Genomic DNA, 20,002 nt, shown 5'->3' with positions numbered 1-20,002 from the left:
GTTCAGGCTCCGATCGTGACGGGCTTGGGGTGGGCTTTGCCGTGGGGCAGGCAGGCGACGCCTACGACGATCACGGCGAGGACGGTCAGTGGTGCGGCCCACCGCAGCAAGGGGAATTCGCCGGTGGGGTCGAAGATCTCGGCCCGCGGCCACGACAGGTTGATCACCATCAGGCCGCCGTAGAGCACTGCGGCGATGTTGACCGGCAGGCCGAGGCGGCCGAGGGTGAAGAGCTTCTCGCCGTCGGCGTCGTGCATGATCCCGCCGTGCGGCCATCCCTTGAGTCGCTGGATCAGCAGGGGGACGGTGACCATCATGTAGGCGAGGTAGATCAGCACGATGCACACGCTCGAGAGGGTGGTGAAGATCGCGGAGTTGCCGACGTTGACAGCGAGGATCGCAACGCAGGCCAGACCGATGAGCACAGAGGGTGCGATGGGAGTGCCGGTGCGCGAGTTGACCTTTGCCAAGGCGGCGGACGCGGGAAGTCGACCGTCACGGGCCATGGAGAACATCAGCCGCGAGGCCGCGGTCTGGATGGCGAGGGTGCAGATGAACACGGCGATGGCGACGTCGATCAGCAGCACCTTGCCCCACGGGGACGTGAGGATCGAGTCGATGACGTACGGAAGTCCCTGTGTCGCAAGCTGACCGTCGGTGAGGCTCGGTGCGGCCATCAGTGCACCGACGATCATCAGGCCACCGCCGAGAGCCGATGCCGAGAGGGCGAGGCGGATGGTGCGCGGTGCGACGCGTCGGGGATTGCGGGTTTCCTCGGCGAGCTCGCCTGCCGAGCCGAAGCCGACCATCACGTAGGCGGCCATCAGGCCCGAGATGATCCAGGCCCCGATGTAACCGGGATCGGCTCCGGCACTTCCGGTATCGAAGACAACCTGCGGTCCGCGCTCGGCGTGGGTGAAGAACACCAGCACCAGCGCGATGACGCCGACGATCTCGCAGGTGACGCCGATGCTGTTGATGCGCGACATCCAGTTCACGCCGATGCAGTTGATGGTGGTGGTGAGTACCAGCAGAATCGATCCGAGCACAACGGCATTCGCAGCTCCGCTCGACGAGGTGAGCGCGGTGTCCTCACCGATGAACTGGAATCCGCCCCAGACGCTGGGGAGTACGACCTGCAGTGCGATGGCGGCGGCGGAAGCGGTGACGATCTGCGCGATGATCATGAACCAGCCGGCGAACCACCCGACCAGTTCACCGCCCATGCGCCGCGACCAGTGGTAGATGGCACCCGAGATGGGATAGCGCGCGGCGAGTTCGGCGAAGTTGAGGGCCACCATGAACTGGCCGAGGAACACCAGTGGCCAGGTGAGAAAGAAGGCGGGGCCGCCGAAGCTGAAGCCGAGGCCGAAGAGTTGGAAGATGGTGGTGAGGATCGAGACGAACGAGAAACCGGCGGCGAACGACGCGTACTTGCCGAGACTGCGGTGCAGCTGCTGGTCGTAGCCCAGGGCCGCGAGATCCGAGTGATCGGTGGTGGACGTCGGTTCCGAACCCGAGCCCGGGGCCGGCAAAGTTGTCGAGCTCATGTTCTCTCCTACGGGCGAGGTGGGTGGTGAGTGACCGCCCGCTGCATCGCCGAGGCGGGTTTCTGTCAGTTGATAGTTTTCGGCGCCGCCGTTCCCGGGCGGTGACCGTCGTGCAACAAGCTCGTTTCGTCTATTTCGATCAGATGACAGAAATCTCACCGACACGATGACCTGACAAGATAGGGCCATGACCGGCGCAGGCAGACCGAGATTGAGCACGAAGAAGCGGCCCGGCGACACCGCTCGCGAGGAGATACTCGACGCATCGGCCGAGCTGTTCACCACTCGCGGCTTCACCAACACCTCGACTCGTGTCATTGCCGAGGCCGTCGGATTGCGTCAGGCCTCGCTCTATCACCACTTCGCTACCAAGGACGACATCCTCGACGCACTTCTCAGCGGTACCGTCGACGCGCCGTTGGCCGTTGCGCAGCGAATCCGTGATTCCGGGGCCGAGGCCTCGACCCAGATGTACGCGCTCGCCTACTTCGACGCCGGGCAGCTCGCCGCATCGACATGGAATCTGGGTGCGCTCTACCTCCTGCCCGAGCTGCGCAGCGAGCGCTTCGAGACCTTCCGCGACCATCGGTACACGCTGATGAGTCTGTATGCGGCCATCGCGTCGGACACCCTGGTTCAACTCGACTCCGAGCGTCGGCCGGGCACGGAAGACCTGCCGTTTCGCCTGGTGGAGACCGTGGTGAACGCGCGTGCCGATCGCGAGAACGGACGCCGAGACCCGACGGCCGATGCCGCGGGGATCGCCGAGGCCGCCCTGCGTGTGCTCGGCTGGACAGGGGATGTCGCCGCGTTGCACCGGAGTGCGGAGGCCCTGCTCGAGGAGGTTGTCGGAATAGTCGAGGATCGTCGGTCCTTGCATTCGACATGACATCGATAGCAATAGTCGGAGCAGGTGCAGGTCTCGGAGCAGCAGTGGCGCGCAAGTTCGGCGCGGAGGGCTTCTCGGTCGGCCTCATCTCCCGCAATCAGTCTCGTGTCGACGCGCTCGCTGATCAGCTGGTGGCCGACGGTGTATCCGCGAAGGGCTTCGCCGCCGACGTGCGCGACCCGGCCTCGATCGCCGCAGCCTTGGAGCAGGTCACCGAAACACTCGGCCCCATCGAGGTGCTGCAATACAGCCCGCTTCCGCAGAAGGACTTCATGCGGCCCGTCCTCGAGACCACCCCGGCAGACATGGTCGGCCCAGTCGAGTTCTCCATCTACGGACCCATCGCCGCCGTCCATCAGGTGCTACCGGGAATGCGATTCCTCGGCAAGAACAAAGGCACGATCCTGTTCGTCAACGGCGGCTCTGCCGTGAAGCCCGGTCGTACGGTCACCGGCACGTCCATCGCGTTCGCGGGACAGGCCGCGTACGCGCAGCTGCTCAACGAGGAGTTGGCCGAGGAGGGAATCCAGGTGTCGCAGTTGATCATCGGTGGTGCCATCGATGGCAAGGATCCGAAGAAGAGCCCCGAGGCTCTCGCCGAGCAGCTGTGGAGCCTGCACACCGAACGGAACAGGTTCCGGGTTCAGATCTCGGCTGACTAGGCTTGCCGGCATGACATCGCTGCCCGACTGGGCTCAGAGCCTGGACCTTGCACCCCACCCGGAGGGTGGTTGGTTCAAGGAGACCTGGCGCAGCGAGGTCACGATTCCACAGACATCTCTGCCCGACGGTTATCCCGGCCCGCGTGCGGCCGGAACGGCAGTCCTGTTCCTGCTGATGCCCGGTCAGCAGTCGGCCTGGCACACCGTTCGCGGCACGGAGATGTGGCTCTACCACCGAGGCAGTCCAGTGCAGCTGGATCTCGGCGGTGCGGGGGACAAACCGGGTGACGTGACCTCGCTGCTGGTTGCGCCCGAATCTCCGCAGCAGATCGTGCCACCGTTGGTCTGGCAGCGAGCCCGGCCGGTGGGCGAGGAGCCGAGCTTGGTCAGCTGCATCGTCACCCCCGGATTCGATTTCGAGGACTTCCGGCTCGAGGACTCCCATGGGTAGGAAGCGGGCAACGGCGTCGGCCGGATCTCTGCAACCCGGTGTGTTCGAGATCGATTCGGGCACCTGCGAATTGGTGCGGGACACGTTCTCTGCCGACGGGTGGGTAGTCAACGTCAACGACGTTCCCAGTTCGCACATCGACATGAACGACCCCACCGTGCTCGAGTTCGAGTACATGCGGTGGATCTCCGGACTGGTACGTGCGCAATGGGATTCGACCTTCCCGCTACGCGCGCTGCATCTCGGGGGTGGGGCCTGCACGCTGGCACGCTCGTTCACCGCCGAGTTTCCCGGTGCGCGTCAGGTGGTCGTGGAGCTCGACGGGAAGCTCTCGGAGCTGGTTCGCGAATGGTTCGACCTACCGCGGGCACCGTTGCTCCGTATCCGCGTCGGTGAGGCTCGGGCGGTCACGGAAACGCTGAACGAGAACAGTCGCGACCTGATCGTGCGAGATGTGTTCGCCGGAGCCACAACTCCGGCCCCGCTGCTCACCGCCGAATTCACCACCCATGTCCGACGCGTCCTCGCACCCGGCGGCATGTACGTCGTCAACTGCGGTGACCGCCGAGACCTGTCGCTCGCCAAGCAGGAGGCGTCGACCATCGGAAGTATCTTTCCGCACACGGCAATTGTCGCGGATCCGGCGATGCTCAAGGGCAGGCGCTACGGCAATATCATCATCGCCGGTAGTGACGTCCCGATCGGGGATTCCCCGTCGTTGGCTCGCGAACTACTCGGCGGGGCTGTTCCGGCCCACGTGTGGTTGACCGAGGAAGTGCAGTCCTTCGCTCGCGACGCGCGAGTACTGAAGGATTAGGGAGCTGGGTTGTTGCTCGCGAGATCCTTCGCCAGTCGCTCGGCCGCCGAGATCAGCAGGGGTACGAACTGTTCGGCCGATTCGAGGGTGACCCGAGCCGAGGGCCCCGCGATGGACATAGCCGTGAGCGTCGGAGCGCCGAGTACCGGGACGGCGAAGCAGCGCACCCCCACCTCCTGCTCGCCGTCGTCGATCGCGTAGCCGCGTTCGCGGATGAGCGCGAGATCCTCGAGCAACGCGTCGAGGGTGGTGATCGTATTGACGGTGCGGGGAGTCATGCCGAGGCGGCCGACGATCGCGCGGACGGCGTCGTCGTCCAACTGCGACAGCAATGCCTTGCCGACGCCGGTGGAATGCGGCAACACGCGCTGACCGACCTCGTTGAACATCCGCATCGCGTGCTCGGACGGCACCTGCGCGACGTACACCGCCATGTCGTCTTCGAGAAACGCCATGTTGGACGTTTCGTGGGTTATCCGGACCAGCTCTGCCAGGTACGGCTTGGCCCATCCGCCGATGAGCTTGGAGGCGCTGTCGCCCAGGCGAATGAGCTTGGTGCCCAATGCATATCGGCGTGACGGTAAGCGCCTGACGTAGCCGAGGGAGACGAGGGTTCCGATCAGTCGGTGCACCGTCGGCATCGGCAGATCGGTCGCCTCGGCCAGTTCGCTGATCCCGATTGATCCGCCGGAGGCGGCCATGATGTCGAGCAGCTCGAACGCGCGCTCCACGGACTGCACACCGCCACCTGCCGCCACAGTCCACCTCGCACCGTCGTAGTCGTACCCGTCCCGAAGGACTCTACTGGTGATGCCGCGTCGCCACCGGCGGTGCAGCGGTCACCACCGAGGGTGAGGGCTTCTGGCCACGGGTGACGACGTTGAAGAGGATGTTCAGGACCACGGCCACGATGCTCGCCGCGCTGATACCCGAGTCGAGCACCACGTGCACCCAGTCGGGGAACGCGGCGTAGAAGCCCGGTACGGCGATGGGAATGACACCGAATCCGATGGCCACCGCCACGATGACGAGGTTGAGGTTGCCGTCGAACTCGACCTTGGACAGTGTCCGGATGCCGCTGGCCGCCACCGAGCCGAACAACACGATGCCTGCACCGCCGAGGACCGGCAGCGGCACCGACGCCACGACGAGCCCGAGGACGGGGAAGAGACCGAGGAACAGCAGCACCGAGCCGCCGGCTGCGACGACGTAGCGACTCTTGATCCCGGTGACGGCCACGAGTCCGACGTTCTGGGCGAACGCACTGGCCGGGAAGGTGCCGAACACGGGAGCGATGGTGGTGGCGACCATGTCTGCTCGCAGGCCGTCGCCGACGCGTCGGGCATCGACGTCGGTGCCGACGATTTCACCGACGGCCAGGATGTCGGCGGTGGTCTCGGTCATGATCACCAGGATGACGACCACCATCGACATGATGGCTGCCACCTGAAATGTCGGCGCTCCGAACGCGAACGGCTCGGGGAAGCTGAAGATGGCACCGTCACTCACACCGGAGAAATCGGCCTTGCCGACCAGGACCGCAAACACCGTGCCGACGATGATGCCGATGAGAATCGACAGGCGCGAGAGCGTGCCCTGCACGAGTCGGCTGACGAGCAGAACCACCACGAGGCTGAATGCTGCGAGCCCGATGTTGGACATCGAGCCCCAATCGGTGGCCTGCTGATCACCGCCCATGGCCCACCGAACCGCAACGGGCAGTAGTGAGATGCCGATGACGGTGATGATCGTGCCGGTCACCACCGGTGGGAAGAAGCGAACGATCTTGCTGAAGAACGGGGTGATGAGGATGCCGATGGCACCGGCGGCGATGATGGCTCCGAACACCGAGTTCAGTCCACCCGGTCCGCTCGCGATGGCCACCATCGTCGACACCGACGCGAACGAAATTCCCTGTACCAGAGGTAACTTCGCACCGAAGTAGGGCACTCCGAGTGTCTGCAGCAACGTGGCCGCTCCGCTGACGAACAACGCGGCCGAGACCAGCAGTGCTATCTCGGTGCCGGTCAATCCCGCTGCGCCGCCGACGATCAGGGGTGGTGCGATGACACCGCCGTACATCGTCAGGATGTGCTGCAATCCGTAGACGTACGACCTGCCGATCGACAACCGCTCGTCCTCGGGACGGGCGGGATCGTGCGGCGCATGAGTCTTGGTCGGCGTGCGTTTCGTCAGCTTCATGTCGTGTCGCTCCTAGCAGAATCCGGGCACGGTATCCCAGGCGCGGCCTGCGTCCGGGGCATCGTCGCGTTCCACCGTGGCCTCGATCAGACCGTAGGGGCGATCCGCGACGTAGAAGACCTCACCGGGGTTGTCGAGTCCGAACGGCTCGAGGTCGACGAGGAAATGGTGGATGTTGGGCATCGAGAACTTGATCTCGCCGATCTCCGGGTGTGCTTCGAGAACCTGCTTGCCCATCTGGAACAGGCTCTGCTGCAACGCAAGAGAGTGAGTGGAGGCGAAGGCGTCGAGCATGATGGAACGGACGTCGTCGAAGGTCTTGTCGAAGTCGAGCTCGGTGGTGAGGTACCGCCAACGGGCACTGACCGACGTGGCCAGAATTCGGTCGGTGGTTTCCTTCAACGTGGTGTAGCGGTCTTTCGGGTAACCCCAGAACTCCGACGCCGTGGAGTTGAGGACCACAAGATCGCTGACTCCGGAGACGATGGAGATGTCGTCGCCGTCGACCGTGACGATCGTGTTCCGCTTCTCGTCGCTCGCCTTGACGAAGGAATGGTCGTATCCGTCTTCCCCGTTCGCGATACGCGACCACTGGTACTGCTCGATCTCCCAGCGTCCACCGGTGATCCAGTCGAAGTTGCCGGTGAAGTGCGCGCCGAGACGCAGTGCGAAGTTCTCGATGGCACCGATGCCGTCGCGGGCGAAGGCGTACACGGTGTTCTTCTGGGTGTCGGTGGCGACGACGTGTGCGTTGTCGCCCTCGGTGTGGACGGCGTCGAGGTCGCCGCGTAGCTGAGACGTGACGCTGACGTCGGTGATCCGGTGGCGGGGCGTCTCGCGGTCGACGCGGACGAGTCTGCATTCGGCCTTGCCGTACTGGTTTGCTCCGAGCACGATGGTCATGGTTTCTAGCTCCCTCGATAGGTGGTGAAAGCGAACGGGCTCAACAGAAGTGGGATGTGGTAGTGCTGGTCGGGTGCGGTTATTTCGAAGGTGACGACAACTTCGGGGTGGAAGCATTCGGTGTTCTGCGCCGCGAAGTACGCACCGGTGTCGAAGGTGAGGCGATAGGTTCCGGGTGTCAGTTCACTCGGCCCGAGTGAGGAGACTCGGCCCTGTTCGTCGGTGACGGCGTGGGCTGCCTGGGCACCGGTAGCGTCGGTCAGGCAGATCGATATCCCCTGCGCTGGAACGCCTTTGGCGGCATCGAGTACGTGAGCGGTCACGTGGCTGCGGTGGTCAGGCATTGCCCAGGCTTCCTGTCGCGCGCACCGCCGCGATCTCACGCAGTTCGTGCTCGACTACGTCCGCTTCGGTCTGCGGGTCGTTGCAGAGTCGGCTGTCCAGGGCCTTCAGCACGTCATGTGCGTCGCGGCCGGCTGCCCTGATCAGGAACACCTGCCCGAAGCGCTTCTCGTAGGCCAGGTTCCCCGCTCGCAGGCGTTGTTCGATGCTCTCGTCCGAGACGTCCACGCCGGCTTGCTCGGTGCTCGCATGGCGTGCGCTGGCGTCGTCGCCCTCGGGCCGTTCGCCGATGCGGGGATGAACCGCGAGTGCTCGGTGTACTTCGTCGGCCGTCAGTGGCGATGCGGCGTGGGTGATGGCGCGGCGAAGGGACCGCTCGTCGGCGAACGGTCGGTGCCGTAGAACCTCGTTCACCCAACGGGGAACGTCCAGGCAGAGGGACAGTATTCGAGCAGCTTCGGCCTCGGGGACCTCGTTCAGTTCGGTCGTCGCGTCGGGACCGCGCACTTGTGATTCCGCATTACGAAATGTTGATTCCACCAAACGAGCGTGACACCGATCACAACCGGTGTCAAGGGTCGATGTGTGGCCCGCCGCGAGAGAGCGCTTTCGCGTTGCGGCAGCGAGGCATTGGATGCACAGACCCACGCCGGGTCTTGACAGGACCACGTGGCGCACGCCACACTCGGTCGAACAAACGGAATTAGGATTCCGCATTACGGACTTTCAAATGGTCCGCTCGACTCCGAAAGGAACGACTACATGACGGAGCTCTTCTGCAACGGCGGTGCCATGCGCGGCGGCAGCCTGCACCACAACGTCTCCTCGCACCCGTTCGTGGGCACGGTGCGCACCACCCCCAACTACCGGTTCTTCTCGGTACGGGACGAATTTCCGGCGTTGCTGCTCGATCACACCGCCGGTGCGGCCATCGAAGGCGAGCTGTACGACATTCCGCTCGACGACATCCGTACGGCGTTCCTCCCGGACGAACCGCCGGAGCTCGAGCTCACCGTGGTTGCCCTCGAGGACGGGCGTTCCGTCCTCGGCGTCGGCCTCCGCCCCGGGGTGCTCGACGCGCAACCGGACGAGCTGACCGACATCACCTATGCCGGCAGCTGGCGTCGATACCGCGGACTGCCGCAACCTCAGAACTGAAAGGCACTGCGCATGAACCTCTTTGCTGATTCTCGACTCCAGTACACCGTCAACTGTTCCATTCTCTTCACCGATGTGCCCCTGCTCGATCGCCCGCAGCGTGCGCGCGACGCCGGGTTCGACGCCGTAGAATTCTGGTGGCCGTTCTCGAACCCGGTCCCGTCCGATGCCGACGTCGACGCATTCGTCTCGTCCGTCCGGGATGCGGGCGTACAGCTGACCGGACTGAACTTCGCGGCGGGAGACATGCCCGCAGGTGATCGTGGGATCCTTTCCGATCCGGCGCAGGTGCAGGCGTTCCGCGACAACATCGACGTCACCGTCGGAATCGGTGAGCAGCTGGGCACTCGCGCCTTCAATGCCCTGTACGGCAACCGTATCGGCGGTGTGGATCCGCTGGATCAGGACGAGGTAGCCATCGAGAACCTGGCCGCCGCTGGCAGAGCTGCAGCGAAGATCGGCGGCGTCGTGCTGGTGGAACCCGTCAGCGGCGCGCCCGCCTACCCGTTGAAGTCCGCTGCCGGTGCCGTCGCAACCATCAAGCGCGTTGCCCGCGAGCAGGACGTACACAACCTGCGCCTGCTCGCCGACCTCTACCACCTCGCCGTCAACGGAGACGACGTTCCCGCCGCACTCGAGGCCCACCACGACCTGATCGGGCACGTGCAGATCGCCGACTCCCCGGGCCGCGGTGAGCCGGGAACCGGCAGCCTCGATCTCGGCGGACAGCTCACCGGTCTGGCAGCACGGGGTTACGACGGCTACGTCGGACTCGAATACAAAGCCACCCAACATGACGCATTCGCCTGGCTCGACTCGGCCCGCGTCACCACTACCAAGTAGGGATTGATATGAGCACAATTGCATTCATCGGCCTCGGGATCATGGGCAGTCCCATGTCCGTTCATCTCGCCAAGGCAGGCCACCAGGTGGTCGGCTACAACCTGACGCCCGATCGCACCGGCCCCCTCGTCGAGGCCGGCGGCACTGCTGCCGACTCGATCGCCAAGGCCGTCCACTATGCCGACATCGTCGCGATCATGGTCCCCGACTCTCCGGATGTCCAGGACGTTCTCGCCGGGGAAGGCGGGGTGTTCGACAATGCCCGACGCGACGCGCTGATCATCGACTTCTCCAGCATCCGTCCCGACGTCACCGCCACCTTGGCAGCCGACGCGTCCTCGCGCGGGTTCCGTATCCTCGACGCCCCGGTCTCCGGTGGACAGGCCGGAGCCGAGAACGCGACTCTGTCGATCATGGTCGGTGGCAGCGCGGACGACTTCGCCACGGCCAAGCCGATTCTCGACGTCGTCGGTAAGACCGTTGTGCACGTGGGTCCGAGCGGATCCGGGCAGACGGTCAAGGCGGCCAACCAGTTGATCGTGGCCGGCAACATTCAGGTGCTTGCGGAGGCCATTGCGTTCCTCGAGGCCTACGGCGTCGATCTGGCTGCGTCGGTGGAAGTTCTCGGCGGCGGCCTCGCCGGTTCGGCCGTGCTGAACCAGAAGGCGCAGAAGATGCTGGACCGCTCGTTCGAGCCTGGCTTCCGCATCGACCTGCACCACAAGGACCTCGGCATCGTCACCTCGGCTGCGCGTGAAGCGGGCGTCGTGATTCCGATGGGCGCGGTGCTGGCACAGCTGATGGGCTCGGCCCGCGCCAACGGTGATGGTGGACTGGATCATTCGGCGCTGTACCGCGGTGTCGCTCGACTCTCGGGCTCCTCGATCACAGGCAAGGACAACTGACATGGCCAGGATGCGCGCGGCCGATGCCGCAGTGAAGATTCTCGAACTCGAAGGTGCAACAACTGCATTCGGCCTGCCCGGCGCTGCGATCAACCCGTTCTACGCGTCGATGCGCAATCACGGTGGCATCCGGCACGTGCTGGCTCGCCACGTCGAAGGTGCCTCGCACATGGCGGAGGGCTTCACCCGCGCCGCACCGGGCAACATCGGTATCTGTATCGGTACCTCCGGTCCGGCCGGTACCGACATGATCACCGGGCTGTATTCGGCCATGGCCGACTCGATTCCGATCCTTGCGATCACCGGCCAGGCTCCGGTTTCGCGGCTGCACAAGGAGGACTTCCAGGCCGTCGACATCGCGTCGATCGCGGCACCCGTCACCAAGATGGCGATGACGGTGCTCGAGCCGGCCCAGGTTCCCGGTGCATTTGCGCAGGCGTTCCATCTGATGCGGTCCGGTCGCCCCGGTCCGGTGCTGATCGATCTGCCCATCGACGTGCAGCTGGCCGAGATCGACTTCGATCCCGAGACGTACCAGTCGCTGCCCGTGCACAAGCCCGTCGCCTCGCGTGCTCAGGCTGAGAAGGCCATCGACATGCTTCTGGCTGCCGAGCGCCCGTTGATCGTGGCAGGCGGCGGCATCATCAACGCCGATGCGTCGGACCTCCTCGTGCAGCTCGCCGAGATCCTCGACGTTCCGGTCATCCCGACGCTGATGGGCTGGGGCACCATCCCGGACGATCACCGCCTCGCCGCAGGCATGGTCGGTCTGCAGACCGCGCACCGGTACGGCAACGCAACGCTGCTGGCCTCGGACTTCGTGCTCGGCATCGGAAACCGTTGGGCCAACCGGCATACCGGCGGACTCGAGACGTACCGCAAGGGACGGAAGTTCGTCCACGTCGACATCGAGCCGACCCAGATCGGACGAGTCTTCGCACCCGATTACGGCATCATCTCCGACGCCAAGGCGGCCCTTGAGCAGTTCGTCGCCGTCGCCGAAGAGCGTCGTGCCGCAGGCTCTCTGCGCGATCTGTCCGGTTGGGTCGACGACTGCGCGACGCGCAAGCGCACGATGCATCGGCGCACTCACTTCGACAACGTGCCGATCAAGCCTCAGCGCGTGTACGAGGAGATGAACAAGGTCTTCGATCGCGATACCCGCTACATCAGCACCATCGGGCTCTCGCAGATCGCGGGCGGTCAGTTCCTGCACGTCTACTCCCCTCGCAACTGGATCAACTGCGGGCAGGCCGGTCCGCTCGGCTGGACGATCCCCGCGGCGCTGGGTGCGGTGGCTGCCGATCCGACTGCGAATGTCGTTGCCCTGTCCGGCGATTACGACTTCCAGTTCATGATCGAGGAGCTGGCCGTCGGTGCGCAGTTCAACCTGCCGTATGTGCATGTGGTGGTGAACAACTCGTACCTCGGGCTGATCCGGCAGGCGCAGCGCGCCTTCGACATGGACTTCTGCGTGCAGTTGGGATTCGACAACATCAACCACCAGGACACCTTGGACACTCAGCCCGGTATCCCCAAGGGCTATGGCGTCGACCATGTGCAGGTGGCAGAAGGATTGGGCTGCAAAGCGCTCCGGGTCACCGAGCCCGAGCTCATCGGTGAGGCGCTCGTGCGGGCCAGGACTCTCGCCAACGAGCACAAGGTCCCCGTCGTGGTGGAGATCATCCTGGAGCGGGTCACCAACATCTCGATGGGTACCGAGATCGACAACGTCGGCGAGTTCGAGGAACTGGCCAACACGTCGGCGGACGCGCCCACCGCGCTGCTCCTGCTGGACTAGAGATGACGCGAATTCTGCTGGCCCCCGACAAGTTCAAGGGCTCGCTGTCCGCGGCCGAGGTCGCGCGCGCGTTGGCCGAAGGTCTGGTCGCGGTAGACCCGTCGCTCGAGACGGTGTGCTTACCCGTCGCCGATGGGGGTGACGGCACCGTCGATGCTGCCGTCACCGCCGGGTGGGACCGGGTGGCCGTCACGTGCTCGGGGCCGACCGGTGAGGCGGTCGATACGTCGTATGCCCGTCGTGGTGATACTGCCGTCGTCGAACTCGCCTCGGCGGTCGGGCTCGAGCTTCTGCCGGGCGCGCGGTCGGATGCGTTGGGAGCCAGTACGTTCGGGCTGGGCACTGTCATCGCGCATGCACTCGAGGCCGGCGCCGGGTATGTTTCAGGTGCGCGGCGTATCGTCGTCGGGCTCGGGGGCAGCGCATCCACCGACGGCGGTGCGGGAATGTTGACGGCCCTGGGGGCACGCGTCCTCGATGCCGACGGCAGCGATGTCGCGCGCGGTGGCGGTGCGCTACGGGGCGCGGTGCAGCTGGATGTCTCCGGTCTGTTGCCGTCGGCTCGAAATGCATTGTTCGAGTTGGCGTGCGATGTCGACAACCCGTTGCTCGGCCGGACCGGAGCAGCAGCGGTCTACGGGCCGCAGAAGGGTGCCGGACCGCAGGATCTGCTGTACCTCGAACACGGAATGCGGCAGTGGGCGCATTTGGTGCGCAACGTAATCGGACGGGATGTCAGCGGTCTCGCCGGTACCGGTGCGGCTGGCGGCACGGCGTTCGGAGCCATTGCTGTACTCGGTGCGGTTGCCAAGCCGGGTATCGAGACCGTGCTCGAGCTGATCGACTTCGCCGGTGCCCTGGCCGGCGCAGATCTGGTCGTCACCGGCGAGGGCTCACTCGACGAGCAGAGCCTCTACGGCAAGGCACCCATCGGAGTCGCGCACGCAGCGCGCGAAGCGGGTGTTCCAGTGATCACCGTTGCGGGGCGCAGCGTCATCGGCCTGGATCGATTGCGCACTCACGGGATCGTTGCCTCCTATGCATTGTCCGATCTCGAGCCGGACCCTCGAATCTCCATGCGCGACGCTGCAACTCTGCTCCGCGACGTCGGCCGCACGATTGCCACCACTCTCTGCCCTGTTTCGGAAGGAATCTCATGAGCACCACGCACTTCACCTCGTTGACCGATCTCGCGTCTCGGGCTCTCGGCGGCAGCGTCTCGGCCGCGAACGACGAACTGTTCGCGCAGCGCGAGAACCTGATCAAGCCCGACGCTCCGCTGTTCGATCCGGCGGACTTCGGCCACAAGGGAAAGGTGTACGACGGGTGGGAGACTCGACGTCGTCGTGACGAGGGTGGGCACGACTGGGCGATTGTACGTCTCGGCGCACCGGGCATCGTGCACGGCGTGGTGGTCGACACCGCACACTTCACCGGCAACTACCCGCCGTTCGTGTCCATCGAAGCGGCGTCGATCGAGGGCTACCCGTCCATCGACGATGTGCTGAAGGCGGACTGGCACACCATCGTGGACAAGTCTGCGGCAGTGGGTGATACAGCGAATACCTATGAGGTGGCGGATCGGCACCGGTGGACGCACGTACGCCTGTCCATCTACCCGGACGGCGGCGTGGCTCGGTTCCGCGTGCACGGTGAGGTAGTGCAGGACCCTCGCTTCCTCGGGGGCACCATCGACCTGCTCGCGGCCGAGAACGGTGCGCGGCTCACCGAATGCTCGGATGCCTTCTATTCGTCCCCTGCCAACATCATCCTGCCCGGGCGGGCACGGAACATGGGCGAGGGCTGGGAGAACTCCCGTCGTCGCAACGGCGGCAACGACTACGCGGTCTTCGCACTCGCGGCACCCGGCGCACCTCGGCACGTCGAGGTCGACACGAGCTACTACGTCGGAAACGCTCCGGGGTGGGTTCGGCTCAGCGCCATCGATTCTCGTCGCCGACACATCACGGACCCGACGGCGTGGACCGAGATCCTCGAACGCACCGCGGTGCAGCCGGACACGCGTCACCGCTTCCTGCTGAACGAGACGGAGGCGTATACACACCTACGACTCGACGTGTACCCCGACGGCGGTTTGTCTCGGTTGCGGCTGTTCGGCGAGCTCGACGCCGATGCCCTCGACGCGGCTGACATCGCATGGAAGTCGTCCGAGCTTCAGAGTGTCTCCAGTGCAGTCTGATCTGGTTCTTCGCGCTGCTCGTGCCGTGATCGGCGGACGAGAGGTCGCGGCGTCGATCTCGGTGCGGGACGGCCGAATCGTCGCCATCGATTCCTATGATGTGGATGCTTCGGCGGCTGCTGGGACGGTGGTCGAGCTCGGGCCGGACGAGGTGTTGCTGCCCGGGCTGGTCGATACGCACGTGCACGTCAACGAGCCGGGGCGCACCGAGTGGGAGGGGTTTGCCAGCGCTACCCGGGCGGCTGCGGCCGGTGGCATCACGACCATCGTCGATATGCCGCTCAACAGCATTCCCCCGACGGTCGATGTCGCAGCGTTGGAGATCAAGCGCCGGGTGGCGGCCGAGAAGTCGGTCGTGAACGTCGGATTCTGGGGCGGTGCAGTTCCCGGCAATGTCGATCAGCTGCGACCGTTGCACGACGCAGGAGTCTTCGGATTCAAGTGCTTCCTGCTGGCGTCGGGCGTGGACGAGTTTCCGCCGCTGACGATTGCGGAACTGGAGAAGGCGCTCATCGAGATCGCGTCGTTCGACGGTTTGATGATCGTGCACGCGGAGAATGCCGAGGTCATCGCCGAGGCCCCGTCCGCGGCGGGCCGTGAGTACTCGGGGTTCCTGGAATCGCGTCCGCGGGCGGCAGAGAACCGGGCCATCGAGCAGGTGATCGAGCTGTCCCGTCAGACAGGGTGCCGGGTGCACATTCTGCATCTGTCGAGCGCGGACGCGCTGCCGATGATTGCGGCGGCAAAGCGTGACGGCGTGCGGGTAACCGTCGAAACATGTCCGCATTACCTGTGTTTCGACGCCGAGGACGTGCCGGCGGGAGCGACGCAGTTCAAGTGCTGCCCGCCGATCCGCGAGGCCGGCAATCGAGAGGCGCTGTGGCAGGGTCTGCTCGACGGCACGATCGACACGATCGTCACCGACCACTCCCCCTGCACGCCTGATTTGAAGCGATTCGACACCGGAGATTTCGGCGACGCCTGGGGCGGTATCGCGTCGTTGCAAGTGTCACTGGCTGCGGTGTGGACCGAGGCGCGATCCCGCGGCTGTGCACTGACCGACATCGTGCGATGGATGGCCACGAACACCGCCGATCAGGTGGGCATGACCGATCGCGGACGCATTGAGGTCGGCTGCGCTGCAGACCTTGTGGTGTTCGCGCCCGACGAAAAGTTCACCGTCGACGTCGCGCAGCTGTACCACCGCAACCCGGTGACCGCTTACGATCGATTGGGCTTGTCGGGTGTGGTGCGGCGGTCATGGATTTCAGGGTCGGAATCGTCGACGGGGCGATTGCTGGCGCGCGCCTAGAACGGCGGTGCTGCCGTGTCGTCTGTCTCGGGTTGTTGGTTGTCGGGTGGGTCGGGGTAGGCGATGATGCCGGATCGTCTGGGTTTTGTGGGTATGTGTGGCCTCAGGTCGTTGCCGATGATGGGTACGGCTGTTCCGTTGGCGGGCAGGGTGATTCGGGTGGTCTTGGAGGTGGAGGTCCACAGGATCGCCCCGCCGGGGAGCATGACGGCTTTCCAGTAGCCGGCGGTTTTGACTGTGTGGTGGAACTCGCAGAGGCATTGGAGGTTGTTGACGGTGGTCCAGCCGCCGCCGAGGGGGTTGGCGTGATCGAAGGGGATCACGTGGTCGAGTTGGCAGCGGTCGGCGGGGCGGTGGCAGTCGGGGAAGCGGCAGTGTCGGTCGCGGAGGCGGACGGCGGCGGTGGTGAGGGTGTCGGGTCGGTAGATCAGGGCTCGGTCGGTGAGTGGGTCGCGTCCGACGGATTTTCCGAGGGTGGGGTCGGCGGCGATCGCAGCTTCGAGAGCAGCGGCCAGCGATGCGTTGCCGAGGTAGATTCCGGCGGGTGTGTGGATGGTTCGGTTGTTGCGCCGGTTTACGGAGGACAGATCGAGGGCAGAGCTGTGCCGTGTGCCCCTGCCGACGGGTGTGTGGGTGCAGAACAGGGCCGCAGCGGAGGTGAGTGATCCCGCGCGACGCTGGCGTTGGTCGTCGCTGGCGGCGGCAGCCGCGCCTGTTCCTGACGCTGGGTCGTCGGCTGACGTCGGATCGGATGCTGCAGAGCCGGGTTCTGTGGGGCCGGATGGTGTTGTGGACGAGCGTGATTCCGAACAGCTCGGTGCGACATCAGGTGCCGGCGATGTCTGTGGCCCAGGTGATTGCGATGCTGTCGCGGGTTCAGGCGATGCAGCTGCCTCAAGGTCGGCGTGAGACGTTGCCTCCGCTGACGGGTCGGTCACCGGTGACCCTGCGCGTGTTGCTGCGTGCTTCCGCACATGATTGGCGGCATCTGGGTCGGGAGTTGCCGACGGGTCGGCTGCAGGTACGGGTGCAGACTCGTCGGCCTCGTCGGCCTCACCGTTTTCCCGGGCCTCGCCTGTCTCGTCGACCGCATCTGTCGGTGCAGCTGGTGCCGGTGTCGAGGTGTCCACCGGCGCCGGTGCAGGTGCAGGTGTGGGTGTACTGGCCGAAGTCTGTCCGGTCGAGGAATCAGACTCCCTGCCCGAATCGGTGGCCGACCCCATTCCACCATCGCCGTGAGCAGCCGTTGCAGCATCGGCATCAGCAGCCCAGTCCACGCCTTCGTCTCTGTCTGCGTCAGCGTCAGTGTCTGTATCTCCGTCGGCGTCGGCGTCTGGTTCCGTCGCTGTTTCCGTCTCGGGTCCTGTTGCCGCCCCTGTCTTCTCGCTGTCCGAGCGTCGTTCCCATTCCCCGGTTTCCGGGTTCTGCACCGCCAGTCCCAGTTTCTCGGCGAGGGTGACTGCTTCGGTGAGCAGGATCTGCCACTGACTGTTCCGCGCCAACTCCCGCGCGAGATCGGGGTCGATCGATCCATGACCGGCCAGGTATGCCGGGTTGGCGAGTAGTCCGATGAGGGTGGCGATGTCGACGGTGATCATCGTCAGCGGCACCCGGCGATCGGGCAATGCTGCATCTTTTTTCGGGCAGTCGTCGCGTCGGCACAGGCATGCCAGGCGGGGTTCGCCGTGCATGCGGGCCATGAACGCATCGCACAGGCGTTCTTTCTTGCCGCGGGGGTCTTTCGGGCAGAGGGTGTCGGCCATTTCTTCGAGGAGTTGCCATGCGGCGGCGGCCTCGGGGCCGGTCAGCTCGGCTCGGATGCGGGTGAGTTCTCCGGCGGGGCTGTAGGTGACGGTGCGGAACTTCTTCGCGAATTCCCGTAGTGCTGCCGCTTCCTCGGGCGCGACCCGCAGCAGGATGTCCCAGATCTCCTTCTCGAGGGGACCCGGTGACGACCTGCGTGCGGCCTCGACGATCTCGTCCTCGACCATGTTCACGATCTCGTCGGATAGGTTGTCGAGGATCCGGCACACCGTCCGCACTCGGGGGAGGTCGATTTCCCCGGCCTCGAATGCGGACCGCAGCAATGGAAGTCGGGTGTGTAAGGCGACGCCCACGGAGACGTACGATTCGGCAACGGTGGCGGAGCATCCCAACGCCACTGCCATCTCGGTGCGTCCGTACCGGCTGTAGTGCTTGTGCTTGGAATCGAGGGTGATCCAGTCGCAGTGCACGCGGTAGCAGGCGTTGATCTTGCGGGCGGCCTGACGATTTTCCACACGCGCGGCAGCGGTCAACGCCTCCAGTGACACAGTCGGTACTGCCATCCCCATTCACCCCCCGGTGACCCGAAACAAGAACGCATGTTCGAACAGAATGAACAGTAACCCGACCCACCGACAAGAACGCTGGAGCGAATCCGGGATGTTCGCAACTACACCTCTGAACTGGGGGTATCACCCGTCCTACCTCGATCAGAGTGATTCGAACCGAAACCGGAAGAGCCGGTTCCACCGTTCGTCGGTCAACAACATCGGGGCGATGACCGCCATGATTGCGCCAGTCGTGGCTGGGAGGTAATTTCCGGCGACGAGTGATGCCAAGCATCCGAACGTGAAGCAGGCGAGCGCCGTGCGAGGTAGTAGCCAGGTGGGCTTGCGGCCACTGTGGTGGACACCGAACACAATGGCTGCGCCCACGGAGACGAGGATTGCCGCATGCGCGAGTAGCCGACCGACATGGGTCGGGTCGAGTGCCTGAAGCGTGGCGATCGCAGCCATGGTGCCGAGAAGAGCAACGCTCACAAGGTTCAGTTGTCGGTACCGAGGCAGGTCGCGAATCAACTTCGATCCCTTCACGCAAGCGCACGCCATGATGAGAACCAGCGTACCTAAGCGTATTTGGCATTCGCCTCGTCGTGGTGGATTGGGCCCGCTGTTCGTGTCAGTGGCAACGCACTACCCCCGCGTCGCACGGCCACGAATTCTGACGCGATAGCCAGCGCAGTTTCCTCCGGAGTTCTCGCACCCAGGTCCAAGCCGATCGGCGATTTCAAGCGTGCGAGCTCCTGCTCGGTCAACCCGACGTCACGCAACCGGGCCGCGCGATCGTCGTGAGTCCGACGCGATCCCATTGCCCCTACGAACGCCACCGGCAGTCGCAAAGCGACCTCGAGTAGCGGCACATCGAATTTGGCGTCATGGGTGAGTACACAGATCACCGTTCGGGCATCGACGGCCGTCCGCGCCAGATAGCTGTGCGGCCATTCGGTGATCACCTCGTCGGCGTCGGGAAACCTTGCAGTAGTAGCAAATACTGGCCGCGCATCGCACACCGTCACGTGATACCCCAGGAACTTGCCCACCCGGGCGAGTGCGCCGGCGTAGTCGATGGCCCCGAAGATCAGCAGCCGCGGGGCGGTTGCGTAGGACTGTACGAACACGTCGAGGTCCGGCCGGCACCGCACCGACCGGATGCCGGTGCCCCCGGAGTCCAACATCGCCAGCGCCTCACCCACGACCACTGCGTCGACGTCGGAAAAACCGGTCGTACCCATGGTCGCCGAGGACGAGACGGCGAGCGACTGCCCGGAGCCGTCGAGCATCGTCACCGTGGCCACCGCGCTATCCGACGCGATGGCGGCGAGCACGGCCCGCGGAGGGCCGAGGCGCACGAACACCTCGATCACTCCCCCGCAGGTCAAGCCGACCGCAAAAGCGTCGATATCGCTGTAGCCGAACGACTCTCGCTTGGACTCACCGGTCTCGAGTACCTGCAGGCACAGCTCGTACACCGCGCCTTCGACGCAGCCACCGGAGACGCTGCCGACGGCCTCTCCGTCGGCGCAGACCGCCATCGCGGCACCCGGAAGCCGTGGAGCACTTCCGGATACCGCGATGACCGTCGCCACCGCGTAGGGAACACCGGCGTGGTCCCAGGCGGTCAGACGATCGATGATCTCTTTCAC

20 protein-coding genes are annotated in these 20,002 nt (G+C 65.1%); 11 read left to right on the top strand and 9 right to left on the bottom strand.

Going from position 1 to position 20,002, the window contains the following annotated elements:
* Positions 1-2: 2 nt before the first annotated feature.
* Positions 3-1,550, bottom strand: a complete 1,548-nt coding sequence (locus BH93_RS26650; RefSeq protein ID WP_037172352.1) for an amino acid permease — start codon at positions 1,548-1,550, stop codon at positions 3-5.
* 187 nt (positions 1,551-1,737) lie between these two features.
* Here BH93_RS26650 and BH93_RS26645 point away from each other — a divergent pair, with 187 nt between their 5' ends.
* From BH93_RS26645 to BH93_RS26630, 4 genes are read left to right on the top strand one after another with little or no spacing between them, the layout of a single operon-like run.
* Positions 1,738-2,439 (top strand): TetR/AcrR family transcriptional regulator, encoded by a 702-nt coding sequence (locus BH93_RS26645; RefSeq protein ID WP_037172354.1) that lies wholly within the window; start codon positions 1,738-1,740, stop codon positions 2,437-2,439.
* The gene (locus BH93_RS26640; protein WP_037172355.1) at positions 2,436-3,101 is read left to right on the top strand and encodes an SDR family NAD(P)-dependent oxidoreductase; all 666 of its coding nucleotides are present in this window, start codon (positions 2,436-2,438) and stop codon (positions 3,099-3,101) included. Before BH93_RS26645 ends, BH93_RS26640 begins: the two co-directional genes overlap by 4 nt.
* A 10-nt stretch (positions 3,102-3,111) precedes the next feature.
* Positions 3,112-3,552, top strand: a complete 441-nt coding sequence (locus BH93_RS26635) for a cupin domain-containing protein (protein WP_037172357.1) — start codon at positions 3,112-3,114, stop codon at positions 3,550-3,552.
* The gene (locus tag BH93_RS26630) at positions 3,545-4,369 is read left to right on the top strand and encodes a spermidine synthase (protein WP_037172359.1); all 825 of its coding nucleotides are present in this window, start codon (positions 3,545-3,547) and stop codon (positions 4,367-4,369) included. Before BH93_RS26635 ends, BH93_RS26630 begins: the two co-directional genes overlap by 8 nt.
* Here BH93_RS26630 and BH93_RS26625 read toward each other — a convergent pair.
* The 5 genes from BH93_RS26625 to uraD form a co-directional block, all read right to left on the bottom strand.
* Entirely contained in the window at positions 4,366-5,070 is a 705-nt protein-coding gene (locus BH93_RS26625) for an IclR family transcriptional regulator (RefSeq protein WP_230594679.1), read from the bottom strand. The genes BH93_RS26630 and BH93_RS26625 overlap by 4 nt on opposite strands.
* Positions 5,071-5,170: 100 nt before the next feature.
* Entirely contained in the window at positions 5,171-6,571 is a 1,401-nt protein-coding gene (locus tag BH93_RS26620; RefSeq protein WP_080738950.1) for a nucleobase:cation symporter-2 family protein, read from the bottom strand.
* Between the two features lie 12 nt (positions 6,572-6,583).
* Complete coding sequence (gene pucL, locus BH93_RS26615) at positions 6,584-7,474, bottom strand: factor-independent urate hydroxylase (RefSeq protein ID WP_037172361.1); 891 nt, start codon at positions 7,472-7,474, stop codon at positions 6,584-6,586.
* Positions 7,475-7,479: 5 nt separating this feature from the next.
* Complete coding sequence (gene uraH / locus BH93_RS26610; RefSeq protein WP_037172363.1) at positions 7,480-7,818, bottom strand: hydroxyisourate hydrolase; 339 nt, start codon at positions 7,816-7,818, stop codon at positions 7,480-7,482.
* On the bottom strand, positions 7,811-8,323 hold the full coding sequence (uraD, locus tag BH93_RS26605) for a 2-oxo-4-hydroxy-4-carboxy-5-ureidoimidazoline decarboxylase (RefSeq protein WP_037172364.1): 513 nt from the start codon (positions 8,321-8,323) through the stop codon (positions 7,811-7,813). The genes uraH and uraD overlap by 8 nt, the downstream gene beginning before the upstream one ends.
* Positions 8,324-8,578: 255 nt before the next feature.
* On the opposite strand from uraD, the gene BH93_RS26600 reads away from it, so the two are divergent.
* The 7 genes from BH93_RS26600 to allB are packed head-to-tail and all read left to right on the top strand — an operon-like array spanning position 8,579 to position 16,035.
* Positions 8,579-8,974, top strand: a complete 396-nt coding sequence (locus BH93_RS26600; protein WP_032385160.1) for an allophanate hydrolase-related protein — start codon at positions 8,579-8,581, stop codon at positions 8,972-8,974.
* A gap of 12 nt (positions 8,975-8,986) precedes the next feature.
* The gene (locus BH93_RS26595; RefSeq protein ID WP_037172365.1) at positions 8,987-9,817 is read left to right on the top strand and encodes a hydroxypyruvate isomerase family protein; all 831 of its coding nucleotides are present in this window, start codon (positions 8,987-8,989) and stop codon (positions 9,815-9,817) included.
* Between the two features lie 8 nt (positions 9,818-9,825).
* On the top strand, positions 9,826-10,722 hold the full coding sequence (locus tag BH93_RS26590; protein ID WP_037172366.1) for a 2-hydroxy-3-oxopropionate reductase: 897 nt from the start codon (positions 9,826-9,828) through the stop codon (positions 10,720-10,722).
* Position 10,723: 1 nt separating this feature from the next.
* Positions 10,724-12,523: a glyoxylate carboligase gene (gene gcl, locus BH93_RS26585; protein WP_037172372.1), complete on the top strand. Its 1,800-nt coding sequence runs from the start codon at positions 10,724-10,726 to the stop codon at positions 12,521-12,523.
* Positions 12,524-12,525: 2 nt separating this feature from the next.
* Positions 12,526-13,683, top strand: coding sequence for a glycerate kinase (locus tag BH93_RS26580; RefSeq protein WP_037172374.1), 1,158 nt, complete (start codon positions 12,526-12,528; stop codon positions 13,681-13,683).
* Positions 13,680-14,723 carry an allantoicase gene (gene alc / locus BH93_RS26575; protein WP_037172376.1) on the top strand — a complete coding sequence of 348 codons (1,044 nt, stop codon included), beginning with the start codon at positions 13,680-13,682 and terminating at the stop codon, positions 14,721-14,723. Before BH93_RS26580 ends, alc begins: the two co-directional genes overlap by 4 nt.
* Positions 14,713-16,035 carry an allantoinase AllB gene (gene allB / locus BH93_RS26570; protein WP_037172377.1) on the top strand — a complete coding sequence of 441 codons (1,323 nt, stop codon included), beginning with the start codon at positions 14,713-14,715 and terminating at the stop codon, positions 16,033-16,035. The genes alc and allB overlap by 11 nt, the downstream gene beginning before the upstream one ends.
* Here the strand turns inward: allB and BH93_RS26565 are convergent.
* From BH93_RS26565 to BH93_RS26555, 3 genes are all read right to left on the bottom strand, one after another.
* The gene (locus BH93_RS26565; protein WP_165712881.1) at positions 16,032-18,362 is read right to left on the bottom strand and encodes an HNH endonuclease signature motif containing protein; all 2,331 of its coding nucleotides are present in this window, start codon (positions 18,360-18,362) and stop codon (positions 16,032-16,034) included. The two genes, allB and BH93_RS26565, sit on opposite strands and share 4 nt — an antisense overlap.
* A gap of 147 nt (positions 18,363-18,509) precedes the next feature.
* On the bottom strand, positions 18,510-18,839 hold the full coding sequence (locus BH93_RS26560) for a hypothetical protein (RefSeq protein WP_155290893.1): 330 nt from the start codon (positions 18,837-18,839) through the stop codon (positions 18,510-18,512).
* Positions 18,840-18,925: 86 nt separating this feature from the next.
* Positions 18,926-20,002 (bottom strand): XdhC family protein, encoded by a 1,077-nt coding sequence (locus BH93_RS26555; protein ID WP_037172379.1) that lies wholly within the window; start codon positions 20,000-20,002, stop codon positions 18,926-18,928.

Source organism: Rhodococcoides fascians A25f (assembly GCF_000760935.2).
Classification (GTDB): Bacteria; Actinomycetota; Actinomycetes; order Mycobacteriales; family Mycobacteriaceae; genus Rhodococcoides.
This window is presented reverse-complemented; position numbering and strand designations above follow the sequence as displayed.

Excerpts from the sequence above, each read along its gene's own strand:
- BH93_RS26565 (WP_165712881.1), bottom strand. The coding sequence starts at position 18,362 with ATGGCAGTACCGACTGTGTCACTGGAGGCGTTGACCGCTGCCGCGCGT.
- BH93_RS26635 (WP_037172357.1), top strand. The coding sequence starts at position 3,112 with ATGACATCGCTGCCCGACTGGGCTCAGAGCCTGGACCTTGCACCCCAC.
- BH93_RS26620 (WP_080738950.1), bottom strand. The coding sequence starts at position 6,571 with ATGAAGCTGACGAAACGCACGCCGACCAAGACTCATGCGCCGCACGAT.
- alc (WP_037172376.1), top strand. The coding sequence starts at position 13,680 with ATGAGCACCACGCACTTCACCTCGTTGACCGATCTCGCGTCTCGGGCT.
- BH93_RS26645 (WP_037172354.1), top strand. The coding sequence starts at position 1,738 with ATGACCGGCGCAGGCAGACCGAGATTGAGCACGAAGAAGCGGCCCGGC.
- BH93_RS26640 (WP_037172355.1), top strand. The coding sequence starts at position 2,436 with ATGACATCGATAGCAATAGTCGGAGCAGGTGCAGGTCTCGGAGCAGCA.
- BH93_RS26630 (WP_037172359.1), top strand. The coding sequence starts at position 3,545 with ATGGGTAGGAAGCGGGCAACGGCGTCGGCCGGATCTCTGCAACCCGGT.
- BH93_RS26595 (WP_037172365.1), top strand. The coding sequence starts at position 8,987 with ATGAACCTCTTTGCTGATTCTCGACTCCAGTACACCGTCAACTGTTCC.
- BH93_RS26590 (WP_037172366.1), top strand. The coding sequence starts at position 9,826 with ATGAGCACAATTGCATTCATCGGCCTCGGGATCATGGGCAGTCCCATG.
- BH93_RS26650 (WP_037172352.1), bottom strand. The coding sequence starts at position 1,550 with ATGAGCTCGACAACTTTGCCGGCCCCGGGCTCGGGTTCGGAACCGACG.
- pucL (WP_037172361.1), bottom strand. The coding sequence starts at position 7,474 with ATGACCATCGTGCTCGGAGCAAACCAGTACGGCAAGGCCGAATGCAGA.
- BH93_RS26580 (WP_037172374.1), top strand. The coding sequence starts at position 12,526 with ATGACGCGAATTCTGCTGGCCCCCGACAAGTTCAAGGGCTCGCTGTCC.
- BH93_RS26625 (WP_230594679.1), bottom strand. The coding sequence starts at position 5,070 with ATGGCCGCCTCCGGCGGATCAATCGGGATCAGCGAACTGGCCGAGGCG.
- BH93_RS26600 (WP_032385160.1), top strand. The coding sequence starts at position 8,579 with ATGACGGAGCTCTTCTGCAACGGCGGTGCCATGCGCGGCGGCAGCCTG.
- gcl (WP_037172372.1), top strand. The coding sequence starts at position 10,724 with ATGGCCAGGATGCGCGCGGCCGATGCCGCAGTGAAGATTCTCGAACTC.
- uraH (WP_037172363.1), bottom strand. The coding sequence starts at position 7,818 with ATGCCTGACCACCGCAGCCACGTGACCGCTCACGTACTCGATGCCGCC.